The sequence below is a fragment of the Streptomyces rubellus genome, from assembly GCF_036323805.1.
In the GTDB taxonomy this organism is placed as follows: domain Bacteria; phylum Actinomycetota; class Actinomycetes; order Streptomycetales; family Streptomycetaceae; genus Streptomyces.
Genome location: NZ_JAZDCX010000011.1, coordinates 110,918 through 127,246 on the forward strand (window position 1 = coordinate 110,918; position 16,329 = coordinate 127,246).

Sequence of the window (16,329 nt, forward strand, 5' to 3'; positions counted from 1 at the left end):
ACGGGGACCGCGGCCACGGGGCCGGCCGCGGGGTCCCGCCGAGAGCGCCGGGGAGAGGCGGGGAAGCCCCGCCGAGTGGACCCGGCCCGATGGCAGGATGACTGCATGGTCACAATCCACCTCGTCCCAGGAGATATCACCGAGCAGTCCGTCGACGCGATGGTCAACGCCGCCAACTCCACGCTGCTGGGCGGCGGAGGCGTCGACGGGGCGATCCACCGCAGGGGAGGCCCGGAGATCCTCGCCGAGTGCCGCGCCCTGCGCGCCTCCCGCTACCCCGGGGGGCTGCCGACCGGCCGGGCGGTGGCCACCACGGCCGGACGGCTGCCCGCGCGCTGGGTGATCCACACGGTGGGACCGGTCTGGTCCGCCACCGAGGACCGCTCGGAGCAACTCGCCTCCTGCTACCGGGAGTCGCTGCGCGTGGCACGCGAACTGGGCGCCCGCACCGTCGCCTTCCCCGCCATCTCCACCGGCGTCTACGGCTGGCCGATGGACGACGGGGCCCGCATCGCGCTGCGCGCGGTGCGGGAGGAGGCCGGCAAGGGCGCGGGGGCCGCCGGGGACGCCGGGAGGGAAGCCTTCGAGGAGATCCGCTTCGTCCTGTTCGGACGGGAGGCCTACGAGGCCTTCACCGCCGAACTGTGACCGGTACCGCGCTCCGCTCCCCGCCCGGGCCGGCCGGCGGATCCGGCACGGCGCGGTCACAGGTCACCTGGACGGTGTACAGGTCGTCGGTGCCACCGCCGGCCAGGGTGTAGCGCCAGCCGTGGCCGGGGTACGACGGAACCCCGGCCGCACCCTCCGGTCCCTCCTCCTCCGAGGGTTCGGACAGGGCGAGAAGCACCAGGGGCAGAGTGGTGAGCGGCGTGACGATGCGCAGCACGGGGGACTCCTTCACACGGGATCGAGGGGTGTGACGGACTCAGACCCTCCCGCCCCCGCGATACAGGCCGACGACTCGTGCGAGAACACGGCGTTACGTCTGCCGTGCGGCGGCGGCCCGGCGGACGCGTCCGGGGCCCGCCGCGGCCGGCGCCCCGCCGAGAAACCTGTTTTCTGCCGGAAATTCCCTCCCCCGGACCGCGACCGTGCGCTAGAACGGGACGGCACAGCAGGGTGACGGGGGGTAGGAAGACATGGACGCACAGTCAGGGACGCGGCCGGGGACACCGGTCCGGGCGCGTGACAGCGGAGCCGCTCTGCCGCGGGGCACCGGGGTGTTCCTCGAACTGATCGCACTGCTGGTGCGACGCCCCCGCCGCACGGAGTCCCCGCTGCCGCTCCTGTGGCTCACCGGTGAGCGGGGGGAGGCGGTGCTCGACGCGGTGGAGGACGGCCTGAACGGCGCCTCGGTCGTGCGGCGCCAGGTGCCCCACGCACGGATCCGGATCGGCCGGCCGGGCGACGGGGCCACCATCGGCGATCTGCTGACCAGGACGAGCACGGCGCTGTCGGGGCGGAGTTCCGCCGCCGGACGGCTGTGGTTCCGGCACCTGGGACTGTTGCGGTGGCTGCTGGCGCAGCGCCTGTCGGGATACCCGGCGGACGAGATCCCCGCCGAGCTCGTCCGCCGGCTCCACGAGCGCCGGCGTCCCTCCCGGGCGGGCCAGGGGGATCCCGGCGCCGTCGGCCAGCTCGGGCTGGTCCCCTATCTGCTGTGGCGCCTGGCCCACGGAGTGCTCCCGGCGGTGCTGTTCCGGGCCGCGGTCTCCGACCGGATCCCGGGCCCGGGCCGCACCTACCGGTGGTTCGCGCGCCAGCGCTACCCGGAGCCGAAGCCGCCCGGCACCTTCCTGGCCCTGGCCGAGCGGCTCACCACCGAGGCCCGGGACGACACGGACCCCGAGCAGATCGACCGGCTGCAGGTCCATGCCTTCCTGGAGGACCTCCGGCAGGCGTACGCCCGCTCGCTCCGCCACGGCCGGGGATGGCGGCGCACCGCCCATCCCGTGGTGCTGCTCCAGGGGCCCGGCCGGCAGCGGGAGGGCACCGGCGACACCGGCGACACCGGAGACGGCGAGGACCTGGGCGAGCGGCTGCTCGGCCTGGTCAACGACGTACGCGTCGAGACCGGGGAGTGGGACCCGCTGCTGCTGGTGTACGCAGGGCCCCGGCCGCCCCGCCGGATCGCCGGACAGGCCCCGGAGGACGCCCGCACCGTCCTGCTGGAGGAGCTCGCCGACGGCGGCGAGGACTGGCGCAGGTGGCGGCAGACGCTGCGCCGCAGACGGCTGACGCAGCCGCGCACGGCCTGGTACCTGCCCGTGCGGCTGCCCGGGCCGGACGCCACCGAGCGGACCGGCCGGACCAGGGGGATCGAGGCACCCCGCCCGCCGTGGTTCACCCACCGGTCGTTCGCCGCGGCGGTGTGCCTGGCGCTCCTCCTCCCGCTCCTCGGCTGGACGGGGCGGGAACTGGGCTGGCCGGGCTGTGCCCACCGGCCCTTCGCCGGGCAGATCTCGGTGCGCGGCGTGGACGGCGAGTGCATCGGCTACAGCGACAGCGGTGCCTTCAGGTTCAACGACGAACCGGGCCAGGAGAGGCTGCAGGGGGTCCAGCGGACGATCTTCGACCAGAACCGGGAGGTGCGCGAGCTGTGGGAGCGCAGCGACCGGCGCCGCCCCTATGCCACCCTCGTCTACCTGGGGTCGCTGACGGGCCGCTCCACCAAGGAGAACGAGGAGGCCTACGCCGCCGAGCGGGAGGAGCTGGAGGGCCTGGCCGTCGCCCAGTACGAGGGGATGCAGCAGCCCGCCGACGCCCATGACGTCCCCCTCGTGCGGGTGGTCGTCGCCAACGCCGGGTTCCAGATGAGGCATGCCGACGACCTGGTGGACATGATCGCGGAGCTGGCGCGCGAGGGCGGGGACGCCCCCGTCGTGGGCGTCGTCGGTCTGGTCGAGAGCCGCCGGAGCACGGCGGCGGCGCTGCGGAAGCTCAACCGGGCGGGGCTGCCCGCGGTCGCCCCCACGCTCTCCGCCGACGGCATGTACGACAACTCCCGGCTCTACCTCCAGCTCGCCCCGCCCAACAGGGACCAGGCCGGGCTCGTCGCGGCGTACGCCCGGGAGGTGCTCGGGGTCCGCGAGAGCCGCGTCTACCACACCTTCGGCGAACGCTCCTCCCGCGAGGAGGACCTGTACGTCTCGACCCTCCTGGACGGACTGGACGAGAGTCTCGACGGCACCGAGTACAGCAAGCCCTTCGAGGCCGGCGACAACCTGGCCGGGGAGTGCGGCTACCGCGGCATGCTCTTCTTCGCCGGGCGCTGGTCCGAGTTCGACGACTTCCTGCGGGCGCTGGGCAACTCCTGCGGGGACGACCAGCCGCGTCATCTGGTGGCCAACGACTCGGTCAACCGCTACATGGCCAACCCCGCGCTGCGCAGGAGCGCGCCGGGCGGCCTGTCGCTGGTCTACGTCTCGAAGGCGGCGTACGCCACCTGCGGCGCCCTGCACTCCCGGGTGCGGGGCGGCAGGGACGAGGCGGGGGAGAGGTTCCTGAGGTGGATCAGCGAGGACGGGCCGGACACGGTGCTCGACCCGCCGCGCTGCGGGAACCGGGGCGAGCCGGTGGGCGAGCGCGTCGGCCTCGCGTACGACTCGGCCGCCCTGCTGCTGCGGGCCGTCCAGACGCTGACCGCGCGCGTCCGGGTCAACGGCCAGTCCTGGGACCCGCGCTCGGTCACCCCGGCGGCGGTCCACGCCGAGGTGCTGTACCAGAACCGGGTGCGGCCCTTCTCCGGCGCCACGGGCGTCGTCCGGTTCCCCGAGGACCGGGGCGAGCCGGTCGGCCGGCGGATCTCCCTCATGCGGGTCGGGGACATCGCCGACACCGCCGCCCGGCCCGAGGAGGTGTTCCACTGCGGCGCCGCCCGGGAGGAGGACGATCCCGGCTGCGCACGGCCGCGCCGCTGACCCGCCCGTGCGGGAAGCCGTCCGGGGCCGCCCGTCCGGAGCGGTGCTCAGCCGTAGAGCAGGTACGCGCGCCGGGTCCGTTCGAAGACGCGGACCTCCTCCCGCCAGGCGGCCACCACGTCCCGGGCGTCCTCACCCGCGTCGATCATCTCGCGCAGCCGGGGCGAACCGGAGAGCTTGTCGATCCAGAACGGGCGCCCGGCGTCCCAGGAGTCCTGCCGCCAGGCGAAACCGTCGTGGCGGCGGGCCTCCACCAGCATCGCCACCGCCGTGGGGATCGGCTCGTAGCGGCGCGGATCGGTGACGTGCAGCTGCACGCCCGCGCAGAGGACACCGGTGTGCTTGCCGGAGGTCGGGGTGAACCACGCCTCCCGGAACCGCACCCCGGGCAGCTTCCGGGCGTTCAGCCGGTCGCCGTAGCGGTGGTCCAGGTACGGCGCGCCGATGAACTCGAACGGCCGGGTGGTGCCGCGTCCCTCCGAGAGGTTGGTGCCCTCGAAGTACCCCGTCCCGGCGTAGACGGCGGCCGTGTCGGGGGTCGGCATGTTCGGGGAGGGCGGCACCCACGGCAGGCCGTGCTCGCCGCGGTGGGTGCCGGTGGAGTACGGGTCCCAGCCCCGCAGCCGTACCACCTCCAGCTCCACCGCGCCGCCCTGGCCCTCCTTCGGCAGCAGCTCCCCGTTGAAGTAGCCGGCCAGCTCGCCCACCGTCATCCCGTGCTGCTGGACGATCACCCCGGCGCCCACCCCGGAGGTGAACTCCGGGGTCATCAGCGGGCCGTCGGCACGGCGCCCGATCGGGTTGGGGCGGTCCAGCACCACGAAGCGGGCACCGGTGGAGCGGGCGGCGGCCATCGCGGCGTACATCGTCCAGATGTAGGTGTAGAAGCGGACGCCGACGTCCTGGATGTCGAAGACGATCGTGTCCGCGCCGGCCTTCGTGAACAGCGCGGCCAGCTGCGCCGCGCCCGCGCCGTAGGCGTCGTACACCGTCAGACCGGTGCGCGGATCGGTGGACTCCGGCTCGGAGGAGCCCGCCTGCGCGCTGCCCCGGAAGCCGTGCTCGGGGCCGAAGATCCCGGCGATCTCCAGTGAGCCGTGCGCGGCCAGGGAGTCCACGATGTGGGTGGTGTCGCGCAGGACGCCGGTGGGGTTGCTGATCACCCCGACCCGGCGGCCGCGCAGCACGGACCATCCGCGGGCGGCCTCGGCGTCGGCGCCGGGGACGACACCGTGCCGGCGGGACCGTCCCGGCCCGGCGGCCGCCGCGGGAGCGGCGGAGGGGAGCAGGGGCGCGGTCAGCGCGGCGGACGCACCGCCGGCGAGGAGGGAACGGCGGGAGGGCATGCCGGGAAGCTAGCCGGGTGCGCCGTGCGCGACAAGGGGCCACGCACGGTGACGCAGGGTGCGGAGCGACGACGGAGCAGCCCGGCTCCGCCGGTGGAGTGACGGCGCCGGGTCCGGTCACTCCGCCAGGAGGACCACCTCCAGGGTGCGCGGCCCGTGGACGCCCTCGACCCGGTTCAGCTCGATGTCGCTGGTGGCCGACGGACCGGAGATCCAGGTCAGCGGACGGGTGGGGACGAGCCGCTCCAGGGCCTGGGGGACGGAGGCCACCACCTGGCCGGGCACCTCGACCACGCAGATGTGGTGGTCCGGGATCAGGGTGACGCGGCGGCGTCCCTGGCCGGGACCGCCGTCCAGGACGATCGTGCCGGTCTCCGCGACCGCCACCGCGCACCCGGTCACCACGCTGTCCACCGCGTCCAGTTCGTGCGCCGTGGCGCCGGCCCGGTCGTGGACGCGGACAGGGGCGCCGGGCCCGTCGGCGACCGCGGCCGTCAGCCACCACGGCGGCAGACCGGCCGGCACCAGCACCGTGCGGCTGCCGCGCTCCGCCAGCAGCCGGCGCAGCAGCGGGGGCAGCCCGTCGGCGTCCGTGCGGTGCACCCGGGTGCGGTAGTCGGCCAGGTTCTCCGCCAGCAGGTCCGCCAGTGCCCCGGCGTCCCCGGCAGCCCCGGAGCCCCCGGTGCCGTCCGGGACGTGGGCCCGGGCGTACTCCCGGGCCACGGGCACGTCCTCGGGCGTCTCGGAGCGCGGTACGTCCCGCAGGGCCCGGCGGATCCGGTCCAGCACCACCTCGCGGTCGCTCATCGCCCGTCCCCCTCCTCTCCGGCGCTCCCGGCGCCCCGGGTGCGCAGCCACCAGGCGCGGAAGGACTCCCCGGGCACCCCGGGCAGCTCGCGGTCCGCCGTCCACGCCCGGCCGGGTCCCGGCAGCCGCCGCGGATGGAGCCGGCGGGTACGGGAGGCCAGCCGCTGACCCGCCAGCAGCGCCCGGGGATGGTCGAGGGCCCAGCGGGCGGCGCGCATCGCGGCCCGCTCGGCCGCGTGACCCCGCGCGGGCCGCAGCGTCACCCGTTTTCCGCGTACCGTCACCGCACCGCCCTCGACGACGCGTTCGCGCAGGTGCACCAGGACCCGGGGGATGTCGATGGCGACCGGGCAGACCTCGTAGCAGGCGCCGCACAGCGAGGAGGCGTACGGCAGCGAGGCGTCCAGCTCCGTCGCGGTGCCCCGCAGCTGCGGGGTGAGGACCGCGCCGATCGGGCCCGGATAGGCCGAGCCGTAGGCGTGCCCGCCGGCCCGCTCGTAGACCGGGCAGACGTTCAGACAGGCCGAGCAGCGAATGCAGCGCAGCACCTGGCGGCCGACGGTGTCGGCGAGCGCGTCGGTGCGGCCGTTGTCGAGCAGCACCAGGTGGAAGACGCGCGGGCCGTCGGCCGTCTCCGGGTCCGTCCCGGCGCCCGCGGTGCCCGTCCACATCGAGGTGTAGGGGTTCATCCGCTCGGCGGTGGCGGAGCGCGGCAGCAGCTGGAGGAAGACCTCCAGGTCCCGCCAGGTGGGCACCACCTTCTCGATGCCGACCACCGAGATCAGCGTCTCGGGCAGGGTCAGGCACATCCGCCCGTTGCCCTCCGACTCCACCACCACCAGGGTGCCGGTCTCGGCGACCATGAAGTTGGCCCCCGAGATGCCGACCTTCGCCCGCAGGAACTTCTCCCGCAGGTGCAGCCGGGCGGCCTCGGCCAGCCGGGCCGGTTCGTCGGTCAGGCCCTCCGGCGCCGGAAGTCCCCACTCGCCCATCCGCTCGCGGAAGATGTCGCGGATCTCGCCCCGGTTGCGGTGGATGGCCGGCACCAGGATGTGCGAGGGCAGGTCGTCGCCCAACTGGACGATCAGCTCGGCCAGATCCGTCTCGCAGACGCGGATCCCGGCCTCGGCCAGGGCGGCGTTGAGGCCGGTCTCCTGGGTGACCATCGACTTGACCTTCACGACCTCCCGCTCGCCGGTGGCCTCCACCAGGGCGGTGACGATCCGGTTGGCCGCGTCGGCGTCGGCCGCCCAGTGGACGGTGCCGCCCGCGGCGGTGACGGCCGCCTCCAACCGTTCCAGGTAGTGGTCGAGATGGCGCAGCGTGCGGTCCTTGACCGCGGCACCGGCCGCCCGCAGCGCCGCCCAGTCGTCCAGCTCGGCCACCGCCCGCGCGCGCCTGGCGCGGATGGTGCCGGTGGCGTGCCGCAGATTGCCGCGCAGCCGCGCGTCCCGGACGGCCTCGGCGGCGGCCGCGGGGAAGGCGGGCATGCCCAGGTACGTACGGCCCCCCGTCACGCGCCACCGTCCGCGCCGTTCCCGCCGGTGTCCTCGGTGGCGGCCAGGATCTCGGCGAGGTGGACCGGCCGGGCCGCCGAGCCGCGCCGGGCCAGGATGCCGCCGAGGTGCGTCAGACAGGAGTCGTCCACCGCGCACACCGCCGCCGCGCCGGTGTCCTCGACCGCGCGCGCCTTGTCCGCCCCCATCGCCGCCGACACCGCCGCGTTCTTCACCGCGAAGGTCCCGCCGAAACCGCAGCACTCCTCGGCCCCCGGCAGCTCCACCAGCTCCAGCCCGCGCACCTCCGCCAGCAGCCGCCGCGGCCGGTCGCCCAGACCCAGCGCCCGCAGCCCGTGGCAGGTCGGGTGGTAGGTGACGGTGTGCGGGTAGTACGCCCCCACGTCCGTGACCCCCAGCACGTCCACCAGGAACTCGCTCAGCTCGTACGTCCGCGCCGCCACCTCGGCCGCGGCCCGCTCCAGGGCGGCGTCACCGGCGCCGCCGGCGACGCGGGCGTGGTTCTCCCGCACCATCGCCGCGCACGAGCCGGACGGGGTGACGACGTACTCGTACCCGCGGAACGCCCGGGCGTGGCGACGCACCAGCGGTTCGGCCTGGCGCCGGTATCCGGTGTTGAACTGCGGCTGCCCGCAGCAGCTCTGCGCCAGGGGGAAGTCCACCGCCACCCCCAGCCGCTCCAGCAGCGTGACGGTGGCCCGCCCGGTGCCCGGGTGGAGCGCGTCGGTCACACACGTCACGAACAGCGCTACCCGCATACCGCGGCCTCCGCCCGCCGCCAGGCGTCCCGGTCACCCATGGGCTCATGGTGCCGCAGCGAGCGGGTGGACCGCAGCAGCGACCGCAGCTCGGCCAGGCCGCCGTGGAGGGCGCCGGCGGCCCGGGCCTGGACCAGGACGTTGCCCAGGGCCGCCGCCTCGGCCGGCCCGGCGACCACCGGCAGCCCGCAGGCGTCGGCTGTCAGCCGGCACAGCAGCTCGTTGCGCGCCCCGCCGCCGACGAGGTGCACCACCGCCACCTCCCGGCCCGACAGCCGCCGCGCGTCGGCGACCGCCCGCCGGTGGGCCAGGGCCAGGGAATCCAGTACGCAGCGGACCGTCTCGGCCGGATCGCGGGGTACCGGCTGACCGGTACGGCGGCAGGCCTCGGCGACGCGCTCGGGCATCCGGCCCGGGGCCAGGAAGCCCGGATCGCCCGCGTCCACCACCGAGCGCAGCGGGGGCGCCTTCGCCGCCCGGCGCAGCAGCGTCTCCAGCCGGACATCCCGGCCCCCGGCCCCGGACTCCCAGGCGCGCAGGCACTCCTGGAGCAGCCACAGGCCCATGATGTTGCGCAGGTACCGGACCGTGCCGTCCACCCCCAGCTCGTTGGTGAAGTTGGCGGTCCGGGACTCCCCGGTGAGCACGGGCGCGTCCAGCTCCACACCGGCCAGCGACCAGGTGCCGGTGGCGACGTACGCGAACCGCCCGTCGCCGCGGCCCTCCGCCGGGACGGCGGCCACGGCGGAGGCGGTGTCGTGCGAGCCGACGGCCGTGACCGGCACCGGCCCGGTCAGCCCGCACTCCCGGAGCACCTCCGCCGACAGCTCGCCCGCCGGGTCGCCCGGCCGGCGCAGCGGCGGGAACAGCGACAGGTCGACACCGAACGCCTCCGCGACCGGCCGTGACCAGTCGCCGGTGCGCGGGTCGATCAGCTGGGTGGTCGAGGCGTTCGTCAGCTCGGTGCCCATCTCGCCCGTCAGCCAGTACGCGATCAGGTCGGGGATCAGCAGCAGGTGCCGGGCGGCGGCCAGCACGGGGGTGCCCCGCGCGGCGAGAAGCTGGTGGAGGGTGTTGAACGGCTGGTGCTGCAGGCCGGTGGCGGCGTACAGCTCCTCGGGCGGCATGACGGCCGCGGCCCGCTCGGCGGCTCCCGCGGTGCGCCCGTCCCGGTAGTGCACCGGGTTGCCCAGCAGGGTGCCCGAGGGGTCCAGCAGGCCGTGGTCCACCGCCCAGGAGTCGATGCCGACCGAGGCCAGGCGCCCCGGCCCGGGCAGGAGCCGGCCCGCCGCCCGCAGTCCGTCCAGCACGCCCCGGTACAGGGCGAGGATGTCCCAGTACAGGGTCCCGCCCACCCGGACCGGGCGGTTGGGGAAGCGGTGCGCCTCGCGCAGCCGGAGGGTGCCGGGTCCGGCCGCGCCCAGCATGACGCGCCCGCTGGAGGCGCCCAGGTCGACGGCGGCGAAGAAGAGGGGCCCGGAGGAACCGGACGCAGGAGACGCAGGGGGTACGGAGGGCACGGGAACCTCCCGGGGACGCGCGGGACGGCAGGACGGCGGGGTGGGCAGGACGGGCGGGCCGGACGGACGGCGCCGGTCAGCGCAGGAACGCCGCGGCGACCCCGGCGTCCACCGGGACGAGCAGCCCGGTGGTGTGCGACAACTCGCCGCCGACCAGGGCGAACACCGCGTTCGCCACATGCTCGGGCAGCACCTCCCGCTTGAGGAGGGTGCGCCGGGCGTAGAACGCGCCGAGTTCCTCCTCCGGCACCCCGTAGAGGGCCGCACGCCGCGCGCCCCAGCCGCCCGCGAAGATGCCGGAGCCGCGCACCACCCCGTCGGGGTTGACGCCGTTGACCCGGATCCCCAGCCCGCCCAGCTCGGCCGCCAGCAGCCGCACCTGGTGGGCCTGGTCGGCCTTGGCGGCGCCGTAGGCGATGTTGTCCGGGCCGGCGAACACCGCGTTCTTGGAGGCGATGTAGACGATGTCGCCGCCCAGCCCCTGCGCGGCCATGACCCGGGCGGCCTCCCGGGAGACCAGGAAGGAGCCGCGGGGCATGATCGCGTGCTGCCGGTCCCAGTCCGCGGCGGTGGTCTCCAGCAGCGGTTTCGACACGGAGACGCCCGCGTTGTTGACCACCAGGTCCACTCCGCCGAAGGCGAGGACGGCCGCGTCGAAGGCCGCCCCGATCCGCTCCTCGTCGGTGACGTCCATCCCCACGGCCACGGCCCGGTCGGGGCCGCCGAGTTCGTCCACCACCGCCTCGGCCGCCGCCGTGTCGACGTCCGCGACCACCACGCAGGCGCCCTCGGCGGCCAGCCGGCGCGCGATGGCCCGCCCGATCCCCGAGCCCGCGCCGGTGACCAGCGCGATCCGGGTGGCCAGCGGCGCCGGTGCGGGCATCCGGCGCAGCTTGGCCTCCTCCAGCTCCCAGTACTCGATGCGGAACTTCTCCGACTCCTCGATGGGGGAGTACGCCGAGACCGCCTCCGCGCCGCGCATCACGTTGATCGCGTTGACGTAGAACTCGCCCGCCACCCGCGCGGTCTGCCCGTCCCGGCCGAAGGAGAACATCCCCACGCCGGGGACGAGGACGACGGCCGGGTCCGCACCGCGCATCGCGGGGGAGTCCGGCCGCGCGTGGCGCTCGTAGTAGGCCCGGTACTCCGCGCGGTACTCCTCGTGCAGCTCCTCCAGCCGTGCCACCGCGTCCGCCAGGGGCGCGGTCGGCGGCAGGTCCAGCACCAGGGGGCGGACCTTGGTGCGCAGGAAGTGGTCCGGACAGGAGGTGCCCAGGGCGGCCAGCCGCGGGTGCCCGGCGCGGGAGAGGAAGTCCAGTACCACCGCGGAGTCGGTGAAGTGCCCGACCTGCGGCCGGTCGGCGGAGGCGGCGGCGCGTACGTACGGGGCCAGCGCGGCGGCGCGGGCGCGGCGCTCGTCCGGCGGCAGCGGCTCGTATCCCTCGATCACCGGGCCGAACGGCTCGGGCCGGCCGCGCTCGGCGAGGAACGCCCCGGCGGTGCGGATGATCTCCAGGGAGTTGCGCTCGCACTCCGCGGAGCTCTCGCCCCAGGCGGTGATGCCGTGCCCGCCCAGTACGCAGCCGATCGCCCGCGGGTTGGCCTCCTTGACCGCGGCGATGTCCAGGCCGAGCTGGAAGCCGGGGCGGCGCCAGGGCACCCACACCACCCGGTCGCCGAAGCACTCGGCGGTCAGCTTCTCGCCGTCGGCCGCGCAGGCCAGCGCGATGCCGGAGTCGGGATGGAGATGGTCGACGTGCGCGGCGTCCACCAGGCCGTGCATCGCGGTGTCGATGGACGGGGCCGCGCCGCCCCGGCCGTGCAGGCAGTGGTCGAACGCGGCGACCATCTCGTCCTCGCGCTCCGCCCCGGGGTAGACATCCCGCAGGGCGCGCAGCCGGTCCAGGCGCAGCACCGCCAGACCCCGCCCGGTGAGCGTGCCCAGATCGCCGCCGGAGCCCTTGACCCACAGCAGCTCCACCTCGCCGCCGGTGACGGGGTCGGTGGCGGTGCCCTTGGCGGAGGTGTTGCCGCCCGCGTAGTTGGTGTTGCGCGGATCGGCGCCGAGCCGGTGGGAGCGGGCCAGCAGCTCCCCGACCACCGCGCCGTGCTCTCCGGCGTCTTCCACGGTGTCCTCTGCGGTGTGCTCCGTCACGGTGCTCCTCACGCCCCCCAGCCGGCCTGCTGCCCGCCCCTGCGCTCCGCCGCGATCCGCCCGGCCCACCCCGAGCGGTGGTACGCCGCGACCGGGTCCGGGTCCAGGTCCGCCTCCTCGCGGACCTCGGCCAGCAGCGGCCGTACGTCGGTGCTGTAGGCGTCCATCAGAACGGCGTTCGCGGCGAGCACGTCCCCGTCCCGCTGGGCCGCCGCCAGTGCCTCGCGGTCGACCAGCAGCGCCTTGGCGGTGGCCTCCTGGACGTTCAGCACCGAGCGTATGATCGCGGGGATCTTCGGCTCGATGTTGTGGCACTGGTCGAGCATGAACGCGGTCCGCGGCCCGTAGCCGCCGCCGCGCACCACCTCGTACATGATCCGGAAGAGCTGGAAGGGATCGGCGGCGCCGACCATCAGGTCGTCGTCGGCGTAGAAGCGGGAGTTGAAGTCGAAACCGCCCAGCTTCCCCTCGCGCAGCAGCACCGCCACGATGAACTCGATGTTGGTGCCCGGTGCGTGGTGGCCGGTGTCCACCACCACCTGCGCCTTCTCGCCCAGCCGCAGGCAGTGCGCGTAGGCGGTGCCCCAGTCGGGGACGTCGGTGGTGTAGAAGGACGGCTCGAACAGCTTGTACTCCAGCAGCACGCGCTGCCCGTCGCCCAGCCGTCCGTACACCTCCGCCAGTGCCTCGGCCAGCCGGTCCTGGCGGGCGCGGATGTCGTCCTGGCCGGGGTAGTTGGTGCCGTCGGCGAACCACAGCTTCAGGTCGCGGGAGCCGGTGGCGTCCATGATGTCGACGCACTCCAGCAGGTGGTCCAGGGCCTTGCGCCGCACGGCCGGATCGGGATGGCAGACACTGCCGAGCCGGTAGTCGTCGTCCTGGAAGACGTTGGCGTTGATCGTCCCCAGCCGCAGCCCCAGTCCCTCGGCGTACCCGGCCAGGGCCGCGTAGTCGTCCACCCGGTCCCAGGGGATGTGCAGGGCCACGGTCGGTGCGACGCCGGTGTGCGCGTGCACCCGGGCCGCGTCGTCGAGCTTCTCCCGCGGGGTGCGCGGGACGCCGGGCTGGGTGAAGACCTTGAAACGCGTTCCGGAGTTGCCGTAGGCCCACGAGGGGGTCTCGACGGACTGCTCCTTGAGGGCCGCCTTCACTGCGGCCGTGGCGGCGGTCATGCGTCAGGGCTCCTGACTGCCGGAGGTGTTGTGAATCGTTTCATCAGGCGAAAGCTATGGGTGCCCGGCGGGGGTGTCAAGAGGGCGGGATCCCGGCGCGCTCGTGGCACTGCCCGCGGTCGTCGGCCGGGTTTCCGGCCGGTCGCGCCCAGTGGCGCGGTCCGGGTGCCGTCCTGCTGTCCGGATAGCTGTTGAAACCATTCATGTCGACCGTCGACGCCGGGGCCGTCGGCCGGTCTGCGCGGCGGGCTTCCCCGCGGCCCCGGGTGCGGACGGTGCCGCGCCGCCACCGCGGATGCGTAGCATGGGCGCGCGGCCCGGGGCAGGAGCCGCGGACGACACAGGTCAGGGGACGGTCGGGGCTCGTGGCGCGCATGGTGGGGATCAAGGACGTGGCACGTCGGGCGGGTGTGTCGGTCGGCACCGTGTCCAACGTCATCAACCGCCCGGAGATGGTCGCCGAGGAGACCCGGACCAGGGTGCAGGCGGTGATCACCCAGCTGGGCTACGTGCGCAGCGAGTCGGCGCGGCAGCTGCGCGCGGGGCGCAGCCGGATCATCGCACTGCTGGTGCTCGACATGGCCAACCCCTTCTTCGCCGACGTCGCCACCGGCGCCGAGCGCGCGGCACGGGAGGAAGGGCTGGGGGTGATGTTGTGCAACAGCGCCCAGAGCCCGGCCGAGGAGGCCGACTACCTCTCCCTCTTCGCCGAGCAGCGGGTGCGCGGCGTCCTGATCACCCCGGCCGACACCACCGGCCGCAGCCTGGCCGACTTCCGGCGGCACGGCATCCCCTACGTCATGGTCGACCGGCTGGTCTCCGGCGACGAGTGCTGCTCGGTCTCCGTCGACGACGTCACCGGCGGCACGCTGGCCGCGCGGCACCTGCTCGCCCAGGGGCACCGCGAACTGGTCTACGTGAGCGGACCGATGCAGCTGTCCCAGTGCCGCGACCGCCACACCGGGGTCCTGGCGGCCCTGCGTGAGGCCGGGCTGCCCCCGGAGGCGCTGACCCTGGTCGAGGGCGAGCGGCTGGACGTGGCGGCGGGACGGGACGCCGGGGCGCGGCTGCTGGGCATGACGCCGCGTCCGACGGCGGTGTTCTGCGCGAACGACCTGCTGGCCCTGGGGGTGCTGCAGACGCTGTTCGCGGCCGGGGTCCCGGTACCGGACGGCATGGCGCTGGTCGGCTACGACGACATCGAGTTCGCCGCGGCGGCGGCCGTCCCCCTCACCTCGGTGCGGCAGCCCGCCTACCGGATGGGCCGGACGGCCGCCGACCTGCTCATCGAGGAGACCGGCGAGGACGCCGCACGGTACCGGCACCGGCACCAGAAGATCGTGCTCCAGCCCGAACTGGTCGTACGCGACTCCAGCATCTCCGCCGCCCACCGCTGACCCACCGCCGCGGCGGTGGGTCAGCGCGTGTCTCAGGCGGCCTCCGCCGTCCCCGCCGGTGCCGGCCCGTCGCCGCCCGCGGGCCCGCGGGCGCTTCCGGACGACAGCAGCGCGCGGAGCTCGCGGACCGCCGCCCGGCCGGCCCGGTTGGCTCCGATGGTGCTCGCCGAAGGGCCGTACCCGACCAGGTGGATCCGCGGATCGCGGACCACCCGGGTGCCCTCCAGCCGGATGCCGCCGCCCGCCTCGCGCAGCCCCAGCGGCGCCAGATGGCCGAGCGCGGCGCGGAAACCGGTGGCCCACACGATGCTGTCGGCCGCCACCGCGCGCCCGTCGTCCCACACCACGCCCCCCGGCGCGATCCGGTCGAACATCGGCAGCCGCCGCAGCACCCCGCTCTCCCGGGCGCGCCGCATCTCCTCGGTCAGGGGCAGGCCCGTCACGGAGACGACACTGCGCGGCGGCAGCCCGTCCCGCACCCGCTCCGCCACCAGGGCGACCGCGGCGCGGCGCCGCTCCTCGTCGAACGGGCCGTCGGTGAAGACCGGTTCCCGGCGGGTCACCCAGGTGGTGGCGGCGGCCACCCGGGAGATCTCCAGCAGATGCTGGACGGCGGAGGTGCCGCCGCCCACGACCACCACCCGTTCGCCCGCGAAGGACTCCGGTCCGCGGTACCGGGCGGTGTGCAGCTGGCGGCCCGCGAAGGTCTCCTGGCCCGGCACCCGGGGCCAGAACGGCCGCTCCCAGGTGCCGGTGGCGTTGATCAGCGCCCGGGTGGTCCACACGCCCGCGTCGGTCTCCACCCGCAGCCGCCCGTCCCCGGCCTCGCGCACCGCGCGCACCCGTACCGGGCGCCGTACCCGCAGGCCGAAGGCGCGCTCGTAGGCGGTGAAGTACTCCCCGATCACCTCGGCGGACGGACGTCCGGGGTCGGCACCGGTCAGCGCCATGCCCGGCAGCGCGTTCATGGCGTGCACCCGGCCGTAGGTGAGGGTGGGCCAGCGGAACTGCCAGGCCCCGCCGGGGCGCGGGGAGCCGTCCAGGACGACGAAGTCCCGGCCGGGCTCCCAGCCGGCCCGCTGCAGATGGTACGCGCCGGACAGGCCCGCCTGCCCGGCGCCGACGACCACGGCCTCGACCTCGTGTCCGGACTCCGGGAACCTCATGTCCCGGCCAACCATCGGGGCGGCCCGGAACTTCCCGCGCGGTCGCCCGGAAAACGGCGGGAGGGTGCGCGGTGGCGGGCCACGAGGCGTCAGGATGGGGACATGAGCGATCACTTCACGACCCGCGTCCTCCGGGTGACCACCGGCTCGCGCGAGACCGTCGCCGACCTCACCCGCGACTGCGAGAGGTTCCTCGCCGAGGTGGCCGACGGCCGCGACGGCCTGCTCAACGTCTTCGTCCCGCACGCCACCGCCGGCGTGGCCGTCCTCGAGACCGGCGCCGGCAGCGACGAGGACCTGCTCGCCGCGCTGCGCGACCTGCTGCCCGCCGACGACCGCTGGCGCCACCGGCACGGCAGCCCCGGGCACGGCCGCGACCACGTCCTGCCCGCCCTCGTCCCGCCGCACGCCACCCTGCCGGTGGTCGGCGGCCGGCTGGAGCTGGGCACCTGGCAGTCGGTCTGCCTGGTGGACACCAACGGGGACAATCCCGAACGCCGGGTGCGGCTGTCCTTCCTGGCCTGACGGCCCGGACCGGCCGCCAGGGCCCGCCCGGCGGGACGCCCGCCCG

Annotated in this window: 13 protein-coding genes; 4 read left to right on the forward strand and 9 right to left on the reverse strand. The window is 75.2% G+C overall.

The window, feature by feature from the left end:
• Positions 1-105 precede the first annotated feature (105 nt).
• A complete protein-coding gene (locus V1L54_RS15185) occupies positions 106-648 on the forward strand; it encodes an O-acetyl-ADP-ribose deacetylase (protein WP_330118517.1) in 543 nt (180 codons plus the stop codon).
• On the opposite strand, the gene V1L54_RS15190 is transcribed toward V1L54_RS15185, so the two are convergent.
• Positions 632-886: a hypothetical protein gene (locus V1L54_RS15190; RefSeq protein WP_330118518.1), complete on the reverse strand. Its 255-nt coding sequence runs from the start codon at positions 884-886 to the stop codon at positions 632-634. The two genes, V1L54_RS15185 and V1L54_RS15190, sit on opposite strands and share 17 nt — an antisense overlap.
• 253 nt (positions 887-1,139) lie before the next feature.
• Here V1L54_RS15190 and V1L54_RS15195 point away from each other — a divergent pair, with 253 nt between their 5' ends.
• Positions 1,140-3,920, forward strand: coding sequence for a type 1 periplasmic-binding domain-containing protein (locus tag V1L54_RS15195; protein ID WP_330118519.1), 2,781 nt, complete (start codon positions 1,140-1,142; stop codon positions 3,918-3,920).
• A 47-nt stretch (positions 3,921-3,967) separates the two neighbouring features.
• Here V1L54_RS15195 and V1L54_RS15200 read toward each other — a convergent pair whose 3' ends face one another.
• The 7 genes from V1L54_RS15200 to rhaI all read right to left on the reverse strand — a co-directional run bounded on the left by V1L54_RS15200 (position 3,968) and on the right by rhaI (position 13,195).
• Entirely contained in the window at positions 3,968-5,266 is a 1,299-nt protein-coding gene (locus V1L54_RS15200) for an exo-beta-N-acetylmuramidase NamZ family protein (protein ID WP_330118520.1), read from the reverse strand.
• Between the two features lie 117 nt (positions 5,267-5,383).
• Positions 5,384-6,073, reverse strand: coding sequence for a LutC/YkgG family protein (locus tag V1L54_RS15205; RefSeq protein ID WP_330118521.1), 690 nt, complete (start codon positions 6,071-6,073; stop codon positions 5,384-5,386).
• Complete coding sequence (locus V1L54_RS15210; RefSeq protein ID WP_443076637.1) at positions 6,070-7,563, reverse strand: lactate utilization protein B; 1,494 nt, start codon at positions 7,561-7,563, stop codon at positions 6,070-6,072. The genes V1L54_RS15205 and V1L54_RS15210 overlap by 4 nt, the downstream gene beginning before the upstream one ends.
• A gap of 23 nt (positions 7,564-7,586) precedes the next feature.
• The gene (locus V1L54_RS15215) at positions 7,587-8,348 is read right to left on the reverse strand and encodes a (Fe-S)-binding protein (RefSeq protein ID WP_330118523.1); all 762 of its coding nucleotides are present in this window, start codon (positions 8,346-8,348) and stop codon (positions 7,587-7,589) included.
• A complete protein-coding gene (locus tag V1L54_RS15220) occupies positions 8,339-9,775 on the reverse strand; it encodes a rhamnulokinase (protein ID WP_330118631.1) in 1,437 nt (478 codons plus the stop codon). Before V1L54_RS15220 ends, V1L54_RS15215 begins: the two co-directional genes overlap by 10 nt.
• 169 nt (positions 9,776-9,944) lie before the next feature.
• Positions 9,945-11,969: a bifunctional aldolase/short-chain dehydrogenase gene (locus V1L54_RS15225; RefSeq protein WP_330118632.1), complete on the reverse strand. Its 2,025-nt coding sequence runs from the start codon at positions 11,967-11,969 to the stop codon at positions 9,945-9,947.
• A 62-nt stretch (positions 11,970-12,031) separates the two neighbouring features.
• Positions 12,032-13,195 carry an L-rhamnose isomerase gene (rhaI, locus tag V1L54_RS15230; protein WP_330118524.1) on the reverse strand — a complete coding sequence of 388 codons (1,164 nt, stop codon included), beginning with the start codon at positions 13,193-13,195 and terminating at the stop codon, positions 12,032-12,034.
• Positions 13,196-13,569: 374 nt separating this feature from the next.
• On the opposite strand from rhaI, the gene V1L54_RS15235 reads away from it, so the two are divergent.
• The gene (locus V1L54_RS15235; RefSeq protein ID WP_330118633.1) at positions 13,570-14,592 is read left to right on the forward strand and encodes a LacI family DNA-binding transcriptional regulator; all 1,023 of its coding nucleotides are present in this window, start codon (positions 13,570-13,572) and stop codon (positions 14,590-14,592) included.
• A gap of 32 nt (positions 14,593-14,624) precedes the next feature.
• Here V1L54_RS15235 and V1L54_RS15240 read toward each other — a convergent pair whose 3' ends face one another.
• A complete protein-coding gene (locus V1L54_RS15240; RefSeq protein ID WP_330118525.1) occupies positions 14,625-15,758 on the reverse strand; it encodes an NAD(P)-binding domain-containing protein in 1,134 nt (377 codons plus the stop codon).
• A 102-nt stretch (positions 15,759-15,860) separates the two neighbouring features.
• Here V1L54_RS15240 and V1L54_RS15245 point away from each other — a divergent pair, with 102 nt between their 5' ends.
• Positions 15,861-16,283, forward strand: coding sequence for a secondary thiamine-phosphate synthase enzyme YjbQ (locus V1L54_RS15245; RefSeq protein ID WP_330118526.1), 423 nt, complete (start codon positions 15,861-15,863; stop codon positions 16,281-16,283).
• Positions 16,284-16,329 lie beyond the last annotated feature (46 nt).

Bases quoted from the DNA above. Each gene is read 5' to 3' on its own strand.
- V1L54_RS15185 (WP_330118517.1), top strand. From the start codon at position 106: ATGGTCACAATCCACCTCGTCCCAGGAGATATCACCGAGCAGTCCGTC.
- V1L54_RS15195 (WP_330118519.1), top strand. From the start codon at position 1,140: ATGGACGCACAGTCAGGGACGCGGCCGGGGACACCGGTCCGGGCGCGT.
- V1L54_RS15200 (WP_330118520.1), bottom strand. From the start codon at position 5,266: ATGCCCTCCCGCCGTTCCCTCCTCGCCGGCGGTGCGTCCGCCGCGCTG.
- V1L54_RS15205 (WP_330118521.1), bottom strand. From the start codon at position 6,073: ATGAGCGACCGCGAGGTGGTGCTGGACCGGATCCGCCGGGCCCTGCGG.
- V1L54_RS15210 (WP_443076637.1), bottom strand. From the start codon at position 7,563: ATGCCCGCCTTCCCCGCGGCCGCCGCCGAGGCCGTCCGGGACGCGCGG.
- V1L54_RS15215 (WP_330118523.1), bottom strand. From the start codon at position 8,348: ATGCGGGTAGCGCTGTTCGTGACGTGTGTGACCGACGCGCTCCACCCG.
- V1L54_RS15220 (WP_330118631.1), bottom strand. From the start codon at position 9,775: ATGCTGGGCGCGGCCGGACCCGGCACCCTCCGGCTGCGCGAGGCGCAC.
- rhaI (WP_330118524.1), bottom strand. From the start codon at position 13,195: ATGACCGCCGCCACGGCCGCAGTGAAGGCGGCCCTCAAGGAGCAGTCC.
- V1L54_RS15235 (WP_330118633.1), top strand. From the start codon at position 13,570: ATGGTGGGGATCAAGGACGTGGCACGTCGGGCGGGTGTGTCGGTCGGC.
- V1L54_RS15240 (WP_330118525.1), bottom strand. From the start codon at position 15,758: ATGAGGTTCCCGGAGTCCGGACACGAGGTCGAGGCCGTGGTCGTCGGC.
- V1L54_RS15245 (WP_330118526.1), top strand. From the start codon at position 15,861: ATGAGCGATCACTTCACGACCCGCGTCCTCCGGGTGACCACCGGCTCG.